The 12,666-nt window shown below is 30.9% G+C and carries 10 protein-coding genes; 6 read left to right on the top strand and 4 right to left on the bottom strand.

The window, feature by feature from the left end; all coding sequences use genetic code 11:
• The 4 genes from ABIK75_05320 to ABIK75_05305 all read left to right on the top strand — a co-directional run.
• On the top strand, positions 1 to 389 hold a 389-nt coding region (locus tag ABIK75_05320; protein ID MEO0090507.1), incomplete at its 5' end, for a hypothetical protein.
• The gene (locus tag ABIK75_05315) at positions 386 to 1,786 is read left to right on the top strand and encodes a TolC family protein (GenBank protein MEO0090506.1); all 1,401 of its coding nucleotides are present in this window, start codon (positions 386 to 388) and stop codon (positions 1,784 to 1,786) included. The genes ABIK75_05320 and ABIK75_05315, both read left to right, overlap by 4 nt.
• A complete protein-coding gene (locus ABIK75_05310) occupies positions 1,761 to 2,636 on the top strand; it encodes an efflux RND transporter periplasmic adaptor subunit (protein MEO0090505.1) in 876 nt (291 codons plus the stop codon). The genes ABIK75_05315 and ABIK75_05310 overlap by 26 nt, the downstream gene beginning before the upstream one ends.
• A gap of 9 nt (positions 2,637 to 2,645) precedes the next feature.
• Positions 2,646 to 5,702, top strand: a complete 3,057-nt coding sequence (locus ABIK75_05305; GenBank protein ID MEO0090504.1) for an efflux RND transporter permease subunit — start codon at positions 2,646 to 2,648, stop codon at positions 5,700 to 5,702.
• Positions 5,703 to 5,704: 2 nt separating this feature from the next.
• On the opposite strand, the gene ABIK75_05300 is transcribed toward ABIK75_05305, so the two are convergent.
• The 3 genes from ABIK75_05300 to ABIK75_05290 are packed head-to-tail and all read right to left on the bottom strand — an operon-like array spanning position 5,705 to position 8,983.
• Positions 5,705 to 6,220, bottom strand: coding sequence for a DUF6512 family protein (locus tag ABIK75_05300; protein ID MEO0090503.1), 516 nt, complete (start codon positions 6,218 to 6,220; stop codon positions 5,705 to 5,707).
• A complete protein-coding gene (locus ABIK75_05295; GenBank protein MEO0090502.1) occupies positions 6,217 to 7,542 on the bottom strand; it encodes a TldD/PmbA family protein in 1,326 nt (441 codons plus the stop codon). The genes ABIK75_05300 and ABIK75_05295 overlap by 4 nt, the downstream gene beginning before the upstream one ends.
• 1 nt (position 7,543) lies before the next feature.
• Entirely contained in the window at positions 7,544 to 8,983 is a 1,440-nt protein-coding gene (locus ABIK75_05290; protein MEO0090501.1) for a TldD/PmbA family protein, read from the bottom strand.
• 877 nt (positions 8,984 to 9,860) lie between these two features.
• On the opposite strand from ABIK75_05290, the gene ABIK75_05285 reads away from it, so the two are divergent.
• A complete protein-coding gene (locus ABIK75_05285; GenBank protein ID MEO0090500.1) occupies positions 9,861 to 10,502 on the top strand; it encodes a YncE family protein in 642 nt (213 codons plus the stop codon).
• Positions 10,453 to 11,199: a T9SS type A sorting domain-containing protein gene (locus ABIK75_05280; GenBank protein ID MEO0090499.1), complete on the top strand. Its 747-nt coding sequence runs from the start codon at positions 10,453 to 10,455 to the stop codon at positions 11,197 to 11,199. Before ABIK75_05285 ends, ABIK75_05280 begins: the two co-directional genes overlap by 50 nt.
• A 5-nt stretch (positions 11,200 to 11,204) precedes the next feature.
• Here the strand turns inward: ABIK75_05280 and ABIK75_05275 are convergent, their stop codons facing one another.
• On the bottom strand, positions 11,205 to 12,623 hold the full coding sequence (locus ABIK75_05275) for a glycosyltransferase family 39 protein (protein ID MEO0090498.1): 1,419 nt from the start codon (positions 12,621 to 12,623) through the stop codon (positions 11,205 to 11,207).
• Between the last annotated feature and the right edge of the window lie 43 nt (positions 12,624 to 12,666).

Below are 12,666 nucleotides of genomic sequence, written 5' to 3'. Positions count from 1 at the left end.
AAATGGGGATAGAGATATTAGAAAGGGTAAAAGATATGCCGATTAGTGCGAAAGAGAAAATCTCTTTGATTTTTGACGAATGGTTTTCTAAGATTAAAAAGGCAAAAGGTTTTTCCAGTTTTCTTACTTTAGAAAATATTAATATCTCACCAAAAATTATTCTTCTTTTAAGAAAAAAGATTCATCCGAAGATAAGAAAGATTTTTCTTTTGGTTAAGGAGATTTTTCAAGAAGGGATTAAAAAAAGGGAATTTAAGAATTATGATAGTAAATTGTTAAGTGTAATTTTTCTTCATCTTTTGCAAACAACTTTACTTTTTCCATCTTTTAATATTAAGGAAGAGGGAAAAAATCTTAAAGAAATATTTTTAAAAGGAGTTGAGAAATGAGAAAGTTTTTGATATTTATTTTGTTCTCAATTATTTACAGTGAGACCTTGGTAATTAATTATGAAAAAGCCTGTTCTTTGGCGGTGGAGAATTGTTTATTATTAAAAGCAAGTAATGAAAAATTACGGCAGAAATATTTTGATAAATTAACTTCCTTGGCTAACTTTTTCCCACAGGCAAATCTCTCTTTTGCTTATACCCGTTTAGACCAAGTGCCTTATTTTGTTTCTGGAACACCAATTTTTGGGAAATATCCCTTTCCGGTTTATGATATCTTTGGTAATTTTATCGGATTAACCGAATCAATTCCGGTGATTACTGGTTACCAAATTGAATCAATTCCTTTTGGTAGTAAGAATAATTATCTCTTTCGGTTAAGTTTAAATCAACCAATTTTTACTTTCTTTAAGATTTTAAGAGGTTATAAAATTGCCCAATTAAACGAACTTATTGAAAAGGAGAGTTATTCATTAACTTTAAATACGATAAAAAAACAGGTTATTAATATGTTCTACAATTTATTTCTCTTGAGAAAGCAAAAAGAGTTGCTTTTGGCTTCTTATGAACAGTTGAAGAGACATTTTCAAGCCTGTTCTACTCTTTATCAGAATGGTTTATTATCAAAGTTGGATTTATTAAAAACCCAATCGGTTTTAGAAGGTTTAGAAGTGAATATTTCCCAAATTGCTCAGCAGGAAAGTCTATTACTTAGTAATTTTAAATTATTTTTAGGTTTAAAAGAAGAAGATGAAATTGTATTAGTTGATTCTTTTATTGAGGAATGGGAAAAAGAGAGATTGGTTTTAGAAAAGGAAGAAAAAAAACTGGATAGTTTAATTTTGGTTGCCGAAAAAGAGAGAAAGGAGTTAAAAACACTTATTTTAACCAAAAAGATTATTGAAAATTCTATTAAAGTCCAAAGAAGTTCGTTCTTGCCTAATATTATCAGTTCCTATAATTATGATTATAAAAAGCCCTATTCTTATTTTGAAGATAAATGGAAAGGAAGTTGGAATTTTACTTTGGCGATAAATTTGCCATTAAGTCTTGGCGGTAGTGATTATACAAAAGTGAAATCCTTAGAACATAAATTAAAAGAGGTTGATTTTTATTATAATTGGAATAAAGAATTGATAAAAAATGAGGTAAGGCAGATATATTTTAAATATCTCACAAGTTATGATAATTTTCGGATAAGTTCTAATCAAGTAAAGATTGCCCAAGAGGCGTTAAAAGAAGCCGAAGAAGGCTTTAAAATGGGTAAGGTGAGCAATTTAGAATATCTTGATACCGAATTGAAATTAAGGGAAGCAAAATTAACAAATTTAAAAAGTTTAATAGATAATATTATTAATAAAAAGGAGTTGGATTATGTGGTCGGTAAAGAGATTAATTAATTGGCAGGTTTTATTTATCTTTCTTTTCTTAAATATTCTTTCTTGTCGGCAGAAAAAGGTAGTTAAAGAGAAAGAATTACCAACGGTCGGTGTTCAAATTGTTGAAAAAGGTAATTGTATTAAAACAGTAAAACTTTTCGGTCGGATTTGTGGCGAAGAAGAGGTGATTGTTGTTTCCAAGATAATGGGCAAGGTTTTAAAGATTAATAAAAAAGAGGGAGATGTTGTAAAAATTAATGATACTATTATGTATATTTTAAACGATATCCCCGGTGCCGAATATCAACCAGGACCAGTCCTTTCACCAATTAATGGAAAAGTTGGTAAAATCTATGTTGAGATTGCTCAAATGGTAAATGTAGGAACACCAGTTGCTCTGGTATTTTCTGATAAAAAATTAAGGGTAAAGGCAAAGGTTTCAGAAAAGGATTTATCTTATTTAAAAAAGAGAATGGCTTGCTATCTTATTTTTGATAATAAAAGATATGAAGGTTATTTAGAAAAATTTAGCCCGATGATTGACCCATTGACCAGAGGCGCAGAAGTGGAAATCTATTTAAAGGAAAATAAAGATTTAAGAGTGGGTATGCCTTGTGATGTTTATTTAATAATTGATGAGAAAAAAGATGTTTTGACAGTTTTACCAACCGCATTCTTCTTAAACGATTACTCTTCTCTTTATGTAGTAAAAGATGATTCAACAGTAGAAAAGAGAAATGTAAAAGTTGGTTTGATTGGTGATGAAAAAATTGAGATATTAGAAGGAGTAAAAGAAGGAGAAAAAGTAATAACTTTGGGTAAGGAATATGTAAAGGAAGGAAGTAAAGTAAGATTTCAGATTATTAAATAAGGAGTTAATATGAAAATAACTGAGATAGCAATCAGAAGACCAATATTAACTTTTATGGTTGCCCTTGCCTTTATTTTATTCGGAATAATCGGTGTTTTAAGGATGCCAATTGATTTATTTCCCAAGGTAGAACTACCAGTTGCGGTTGTGGCAACTTTATATCCTGGTGCTGGTCCGGAAGAAGTAGAGCAAGAGGTAACAAAAGAATTGGAGAAACAGATTAGTACGGTTAGCGGAGTAAAAGAGATTGCTTCTCGCTCAATGGAGAATTTTTCAGTGATTACTGTTACCTTTGATTGGGGAATTGATTTAGATGCGGCAACCAATGACATTCGGGATAAATTAGATTTAATTTTACCCCAATTACCAAAAGAGGTTAATAAACCTTATATCTTAAAATTTGACCCTTCAATGATACCAGTAATGAATTTGGCACTAATTGGCGATGTTGATGAGGCTACTTTAACAAGAATAGCGGAAGATTTAGAGGCTCGTCTCCAAAGGGTTTCCGGAGTTGGAACAGTTATTAGAATAGGTGGTGTGGAAGAACAGGTGAAATTATTTATCAATCCAAAGGCATTATATCAAACGGGAATTACTTTAGATAATTTAATAATGACTTTAAAGGCACAGAATCTTAATTTTCCAATTGGTTATTTCAATTATCAAAATGAGAAATATCTTTTAAGGGTAGTTGGTCGTTTTAATGATTTAAGAGATATTGAAAATTTAATTATTGGTTATAAGAATAATCAACCAATATTTTTAAAAGATATTTGTGAAATTAATTGGGAAAAAGAAGAGAAGGAGAATTATGTTCGTTTTAAAGGAAAAGATTGTATCTTTTTTGCTGTCCAGAAAAAGCCTCAGGCAAATACGGTAGCGGTGGCTAATAATTTAAGAAAAGAGGTAGGAAAAATTCAAAAAGAACTGCCGGAAAATATAAATTTTTTAATTGTCTTTGATACTTCCGAGTTGATAAAAAGGTCAATAAATAATTTGGTTAACAATCTATTATTAGGAGCAGTTTTGGCAGTTTTTATTCTCTTTCTCTTTTTAAGAAGATTAAGGGCAACAATTTATGTTGCCTTTGCTATTCCCCTTTCTCTATTTTTTGCCTTATTCTTTATGTATCTCTTTGGCTTTTCAATAAATATTTTATCTATCTCTGGCTTGGCAATTGCTGTTGGAATGCTTGTTGATTGTAGCATTGTCGTTTTTGAAAGTATTTATCGCCATCACGAACTTGGTTACGAACCGATTATGGCTTCCCAAAAAGGAACCGAGGTGGTTGGGACAGCGGTTACCGCTTCTACCTTGACAACAATTGGTGTCTTTTTACCTTTGTTATTTATTACGGGCATTTTATCAGTATTCTTTAAGGAACTTTCTTTAACCGTTACTTTTGCCTTATTATCCTCTTTGGTTGTTGCCTTGACATTAATTCCCTTGTTAACAAGTAAATTTTTTAGATGGGAAGAAAAGGAAGAAAGAGGAATTAAAAAATTCTTTAAGGATACCTACGAAAGATTGGAAAATTTTTATATGAAGATTATTAAATATGCCTTAGAGCATAGAAAATTGATAGTTCTTTTTATTTTGGGATTATTTATTCTCTCCCTTTCTCTTTTAGCAGTAATTGGTTTTGAATTCTTTCCTGAGCAGCAGATTAGAAGATTAGAAGTGAATGCCGAAATGCCCATTGGCACAAATCTTTACACTGCTGATAAGGCGATAAGTGAATTAGAGAAATATATTATGGAAAAATATGAAAATGATTTAGATGGTATTGTTACCCAAATTGGTGGTGCGGCTTCTATCTATCAAACAATCGCCCAGGATATAAAGACAAGCAGCGGCGTAATTACTTTGGTATTAAAAAGAGAGAAGAAAGGAAGGATAAAAGAACTGGAAGAAGATATTAGAAAAAAGGCAAAAGAGATACCAGGCTTAAAAGTTAGGGTTGCTTCCACGAGAGGTTATGTCCAATTTGCTGGTATGGGCGGAAGTAATTTAAATATTGAGATTTATGGTGATGATTTAGAAAATGCCCGAGAATTAACAAAAAAAATAATAAGTGCTATTGAGACAATACCTTATTTAGTAGACCTAAAAGGTAGTTTGGAAGAGGCAGAACCAGAAATTCAATTTGTTGTTGATAGAAATAAGGCAATTTTATACGGTTTAACCCCTTATCAAATTGGTTATGCTTTGAGGACAAAGATGGTTGGCGAAGTAGCAACCAAATATCGCACAGGTGGAAAGGAATACGAGATAATTTTGAAGTTAAAGAGGGAAGATATTGATGATATAAGAAACATTGAGAATATCTTTGTTAATAGTCAATTTGGTCAAGTTTTATTAAAGGATATTGCTGAAATAAGATTGGCAAAGGCGCCAGGGGTAATTGAACATAAAAATACCCAAAGGGTAGCAACAATTACGGGTAATGTTGTTGGTCAATCATTAGGCAGGGTAGCAATGAAGGTAAAAAATATTATTGATAAATTAGATAAGCCAATTGGCTTCTCAATAAAAATTACCGGTGCCTATGAAGAAATGGTAAAATCTTATCGAGATTTATTTTTTGCCATTTTGATTGCAATAATTTTAGTTTATATGATAATGTCTGCCCAGTTTGAATCCTTTTTATATCCCTTTGTGATTATGTTTACTGTTCCTTTGGCAATTATCGGCGTTATTTTTATACTTTTTATCACCAATACAACCTTCTCTTTAATTTCCGGTATTGGTGTTTTAGTTTTAGTTGGCATTGTCGTTAATAATGGAATTGTCTATGTTGATTATGTAAATCAATTGATAAGAAAAGAAGGGATGTCTTTAAAAGAGGCAGTGATTAAAGGTTGCCAAGTAAGATTAAGACCCATTTTGATGACCGCCTTAACAACGATTTTTGGTTTATTACCTTTGGCATTAAAATTAGGAGAAGGAAGCGAATTATGGTCGCCCTTAGGAATAAGTGTGATTGGTGGTCTTTTATTTTCAACTATCTTAACTTTAATTTTTATTCCAGTTTTATATTATATTTTTTCCAAAAAGAAATAAATTTATAAAGTTTCCGGATTTACAAAAAGGTCAATCCAAGGTAAAGAATAGGTAAATTTGACAAATAGAAAAAGGGATACGAAAAAGAGGATAAGAATAATTATCTTAAAACGGATAGAGAAAGTTAAGTTTTCTGTGTCTCTTTCGATAAGGATAGTAAAAAGTCCAGAGATATAGGTTGCCAAAATTGCCCAAATTATTTCTATGGTTGCTGATTTCAATTTTCCAATCGTTGCCGGCACTAAATACCAAACAGAAAAAGTAAGCCAAGGAATAATATTGGTTGATAGTAATCGGGAATACCAAAAACTATCTCTTTTTGCTATCTTCTTTTTAATTATCAAATACTCAATTATGGAAACAAAGAAATAAGCAAAGAAAGCCATTTTGAGATGTTGATATACTGATTCGTTAATTCCCGAGATTGGTTTAAGAAAATCTAAATTGGTTAAATCATAGATAAAATGTAAGAAAGAAAACAAAACTAAATAAATTATTGATTTTAAAAATATGTTCAATATTCAGTCTTGCTTTGGAAATTGAAATTTTCAATTACTAATGCAGGTGCAACCACACCGAAGAGTTCTTCACCATAATATTTCTGCTCTTTTGATATCATTTTTACATTCTCTAAGGTCTCATAGATATTAATAAGAAATCTCATATTTTTTATCGGATAAGCAATTTTACCCTTTTCAATAAAATAAGTTCCGTCTCTCGTCATTCCGGTAATCAAAGTTCTATCTGGGTCAACAACCCTTGTGTACCAGAATCTTGTTACATAGATTCCTTTATCAATGCTTTTTAGCATTTCTTCTTTTTTCTTATCTCCCTTCTCAAATACCAAATTTAATGGAAAAGGTCCCCAAGGTGCTGGTTGCATTAAAGAATGGCCAGTATTTTTCATCTTTAATTTTTTAGCAAAATAAGAATCGGTAACTACTCCTTTGGCAATTCCATTCTTAATCAAGATAACCTTATTTCTTTTTACACCTTCAAAATCAAAAGGAATACCCAAAGTTAATTTATTTGTCCAGTCATCATAAATAGTGACATTTTTACCGGTTATCTTCTTGCCAATCTTTTTAGAAATCAGAGAAGTCTTTTCGTAAAATCTTTTAGCCCCAAATTCTAACCAAGCAAGGAAAGAGATTATTTCAGCAACGGCTGGTTCCTCTAAGAAGACAGTATATTTTCCCGGTTCGATATCTTTCGGATTTTTTGCCATTAGTGCCTTTTCACACGCAATATTTGCCAATTCTTTAAAGTCAATCTTATGAAAATCTTTCTCAATAGCAAAGGAAAAACCCGAAGCACTTTCGTTCATTGCGGTAATTGTTGTGTATGTCCAATTTAAAAGAGCATAATTGTTAACACCATTGCTATTAAAAATTGCTAAAGAACTATTTATTGTGTGGATAACGCCAAAGGCATTTAGATTATTTTTCTTACAGACCTGAACAATTTTTGCTACTGCTTCTTCCCGTTCTTTTGGCGAGATAACGATTTTCTTGCTCACTTTTTCTATTTTAGTTTTCTTAGGTAAAGAGGTTTCTAATTTTGGTGCGTATTTACTTTTACTTAAATTTATTGCCCTTTCGATAAGATTTTTAATTCCTTCTTCACTCAAATCAGTGGTGGTGGAACTTCCGATTCTCTTCTTATTTATTATTCTTACCCACATAAAAGGACGATGGACACCCATATTCTGATGGATAATTGAATTGGCAAAACGGGTAGTGCCCGTATTTGTTGAATCGATACCAATTTCCCATTCTAAACCTTTTAAATATTTTTTAGCAATCTTAATAATCTCATTTACCTGTTCTTTTTTCAACATATTAACCTCCAATTTTTACTTTGCGAAATCTTGCTGGGCTTGCACCGTGACCAACATGCATTACTTGAGTTGGGTCTCCTTTGCCACAATTAGGCACTCCCCAAACTTCCCAATATTTCTCATTACAAATCGCATCACATTTCCGCCAAAGTTCATAAGAAATAGCCGAAAAAGAAGGTCTTCTTATCATTTCGGTCTTTTTGCCATTTTTGATAATCCAACCAATTTCTGACGAGATATGATAATTTAACCTTTTATCATCAATACTTGGTGAGCCCGCCGATTCAAAATATACCCCTTCTTTGGTATCAGCAAATAAGTCTTCCAATTCCCAAGTTCCTGGTAAGAGATTAATATTTGTCATTCTAATTAAGGGAATGGATTTCCAAGAATCAGCCCGCATTGTACCATTACTGGTTTGATTTAAAACAACCGCAGTTTCCCTTGATGTCAAATAACCGCAGAAAATTCCATCTTTTATTAGAAAAACCTTTTGTGCCTTTACCCCTTCATCATCATAACCAAAAGTCCCTAAACCACCGGGGATCGTTGCATCTGCCGTTATACTAACAATTTCACTGGCAAATTGGAATTTATTTAACTTATCAATTGTCAAATGACTTGTTCCTGCCAAGGATACTTCGGTTCCTAAAACCCGGTCAAGTTCTGTCGGATGACCAACTGTTTCATGCACTTGAATAGCAACCATTGTGCCATCAAGAATAATATCAGTTTCCATATTAGGACATTCTCTTGCTTTTGTTAAAGCAACTGCCTCTTCTGCTACCCGTTCACAATTTTCTTTCAATTTTAATTCTTTAATAAATTCATACCCCTTTGCCTTATAATGACCGCCAATCATTCCAGGATAAGAACGAGAACCAGTAACCGTCCCTTTTACTGCTTCAGCCAAAATATAACCACCGGTATGATAGATTGTCTGTTCAATAAAACTATCTTCTGTTGAAGCAAAGATTTGATACTTCTTATAAAAATATAACTCTCCTTCCCGTTTTCTTAACCCTTTCACCTTTTTCATTATCTCATCACACTCCATTAAGAGATTAATCTTCTCTTCCAAAGAGACCGAAAATGGGTCAATCTCAATTGGTGTTTGATAGGTATCTTTTACTGGTGTAATCTCACTTAATCTAACATCTTCTTTTTTTAACTTGGCAGAAGATTCGGCAATTTGACAGGCAAGTTTTGCTGTTTTCATTACCTCTTCTTTTGTCAAAAGAGCAGTTGCCGCAAACCCCCAGGCACCATCTTTAATAACCCGAATACCAATCCCTAAATCCTCTTCCTGTCTTATTAGATTTACCTTGCCATTTTCTTGACGAATTACTTCTTCTTGAATTCTTACCAATCGGACATCACCATAAGAAACATTTAAAGTTTTTAAATAATCCAAAACTAAATTAACCAATTCTTTTGCCATACTCAATTATAGAGAGAAGAAAAGAAAAATCAAGTTATTGAGTATTAAAACAATCAAAGAAAATATCAGAAAAGTCTGCCAAATAGGTTATCTTATTTTCTTTTATTGATTGTTAAGAAATAATCTTAAACTACCTTTTTTTTTTAGGATAACTACTTTTCCATCATAAATAACACTTTTTAAATTAACAACAAATTTCTCAACCAAAAAATTTTAAATAATCTAAAAGTAAAATTATAGAAAAATTTACAATAAAGTCTCAAAAAAACCAAATCCAAGGCGGTCTCCAAGGCTATATACTATATAGCCCCCTATCCACAAGGTAGAATTGATTTAAATCTTTAAATTTCAAATACTTACCTAATTTTTGGGCAAAATAAAAAGTTTCCATACAGGAAACTGGAAAATTGATTTAAGTTATTGAAAATTAAGAACTTATAAATCGGTTGCTTTTATTACTTTAAAATAGGTTGGATTTATAGCGAATTTTTAAAGTTAAAAGAGCCAAAAATTCCCCTTGACTTTTTTTTGTGCCTATATTTATATATGTAGGGAGCTGATAATGGAGATATTGAAATTATTTTTAAAAAACCATAAAATAAAAAGGAGGAGACAATGAAGAGTTTAATTAAATGGTTGATTTGGAGAAAAGGAAAAAGAGTTGAAGGTACAAGTGGTTATTGAGTATGTTGGCGTCCGGTTTTATAACATATCGTTGCTGGAGAGATGTAAACGGGAAATTACTTATTTGGATATGATTGTAAAATAAATATTGGATATGCAATTATTTCCTTGTTGTTTTTGCAAATTGGTAATTTATAAAAGGAGCCTCTGGCAGGCGGGCAAAAGCCTGCCCAATTTTTAAATAATAATTAAAATGGTAACTTTTATTGCATTTTTAATTTTTAATCAATGGTTAGAAACCCAAATTGTTGTTGGGAAAAATCCAACTAGTGTTTGCTATAATCCAATTAATCATAAAGTTTATTCATTGAATAGAAGAGGCTCAAGTATTTCAATTATTGATGCTGCTACAAATCAAGTGATTGACACAATTTTTGTAAATAATCCCTTTGGCGAAATTGTGTATAATTCTCAAAATAATAAAATATATTGTGTATCCGGTTCCTCACAAGACTCAATTGTAGTTATTGATGGTGCCACCAATCAAATAATTTTAAAAATATTAAACCCTTCTTCAGGTGGTAGATTACTTTACAATCCAATAAATAATAAAATTTATTGTTTTAATTGTGATGCTAATGATGTAACAGTCTTTGATGGCGAAAGGGATAGTTTGATTAAGATAATTCAATATGGAATTGGCGATGGTCCTGTGAAAGGTTGTATTGCTTTCCAATTTAATAAAATCTATTGTTTTAATACTTGGGATGGAACAGTTTCAGTAATTTCCAGTGATATAGATAGTGTGATTAAAGTAATTCCGGTGGCATCTCGTCCCGGAGGGATTGGTTATAATTTTAAAAATAAAAAAAATCTATGTTTCCCATATATATGACCCAGTTGTGGAAATAATTGATGCCGAAAAAGACACTCTCATTACGACTATAAACTTAGGTGCTTCTTCTTGGGGTAGTATTTCTTACGATACAGTATATAATAATATTTACATTCCTGCAGATTATTATGTGGCAGTTATTGACGGAGAGACTAACGTTATAATTGATAGGATTTATTTTAGTGGTGCTCTTTATGAGACATTTTATAATCCAATAAATAAAAAAATATACTGCAGTTATGTGAGAATTCATCCAATTTTCCAATCAATAATTGGAATAATTGATACAAAAACTCGTCAAGTTATTGATACCATTCCTCTTAATAGATTAGGAGCCTTTTTTCCTTTTTGTCTCAATCCCCGTGAAAACAGGGTTTATATTCCCCATGCTTGGGTGGATGCTAGTGGAACACCGCGAGATTCAGTGATTTCTGTCATAAAAGACGAAGTAAGCATAAAAGAAAGCCAATCATCATCTTCTTTTGAGATAAAATATTTTCCCAATCCTTCAAAACCAGATTTTCTTATTTTACCAATTAACGTAGAAAGCGTTAAGATTTATGATGTTAATGGTAAATTAATAAAGAAGGCAAAAGGACAAAAGATTTCGGTTAAAGAAATAAAAACTGGTATTTATTTTGTTAAAATTTTTACCACCGAAAAAGAATATATTAAAAAATTGATAAAAGTATATTAACCAAATTATTTCAAAATCCCGTAAACTTCGTAATATTGGTTTAAGCCAAAAAGTGGTTTTGTTCTTCCTAAATAGATAAAATTGGTATCTTCTTTTGGTGAGAAGTTTAGAAAGATTTTAAAGAAGTCAAACATTACTAAATAGTTGGCATTTTTTATCACGTAATCTTTTATATCCCTTTCATTTCTTTTTATATTTTTATAAAACCTTCTCATTTCCGGATTGGTTAATCCGACCAAGTCCAAGATTTCTCTTTCGGAAAAGTATTTTAAGGCACCAACATCATGGGTAGCAATGACAGCATCTTTCTCTGTCTTCTCTTTGAAATAATTACTCATATCATATAAAACATCTTTTGTTGCCAAGATAGAGTCATTATATCTCTGATACCAATCAATTACTGAAAGAATTTGGTTAATAATAATTAAAGATAATAAGAAATAGAATATTTTCTTCTTATAAAAGTTTTCTATTCCCAAACTAATAACACCAATTATAAAAGGATAAAAGATATGTTGATAACGACACCAATAATGACCAGTTGAGCCAGGAAATAAAATAAAATAACCTAAATAGAAAAGAAAGATAAAGATAAGATAATAATATTTTTCATACAATCTTTTGGCAAAGGGAAGGAAGATAAAGAAGAGGAAACTGAAAGGATATAAAAGTTGGTAATAGAAAAGTTTTAAACCATCAGAAAAAAGTTGGAATTTTGCTTTTAATGGTATATTTATCTCATCAAAGAAATGCGCCTTGGCAATTCCTGTTTGGGGAAGGAAAGAATGGGTATTTTTATAATTACTAATAAAGAAGGGAAGAAGGATTAAAAAGGTAATTGCAAAAGGGAATAATTCCTTTAATTTTATTCTTTTAAATATTAGATAAACAAAAAGGGCAACTCCTAAAAATATTCCTTCGGGTCGGGTATAAATTGCTAAAGCCAAAAATATACCAAAAAGTGGGTTTTTCTTCTCAAAGAAATATAAGGTTAAAAGAATAAAATCAATAAAAAGGATTGTTTCTAAACCTGATAAGGCATCAAAGATAATTAAACCAGTAGTAGCAGTTAAGAAAGAGGAGATAAGAGCGATTTTTTCGTTAAAGATTAATTTGTAATATTTATAAGTTAAAAAGATTAAAAGAAAATAGGAAAAGATACCAATAAGAATATTTGATAAAGGTAGGTTATGGAAAAAGAGGTTGAAAAAGGAGATTAGAAAAATATGTAAAGGTGAAGTAGCGCCTTCATTAAAATATCTGCCATCAAAAGTAAGCCCTTTATACTGAAAGAGATTTTTAGCAAAGGTTAAAGTGATATAACTATCATCATAGACTAAAAAGAGTTCCTTATTTTGAGATAGATAGATTAATGGTAAAATTATTGAAATAATAAATAAGAAAATTAAAAGAACTTTTCTCATAAGAAATATATAACCTTAAAAATTATAAAATCAAATAATTAAA

The organism is candidate division WOR-3 bacterium (assembly GCA_039801725.1).
GTDB lineage: Bacteria > Hydrothermota > Tepidihabitantia > Tepidihabitantales > DTDR01 > DTDR01.
The sequence above is the reverse complement of the archived record's forward strand: the minus strand, read 5'-3'. Positions and strand labels throughout refer to the sequence as shown.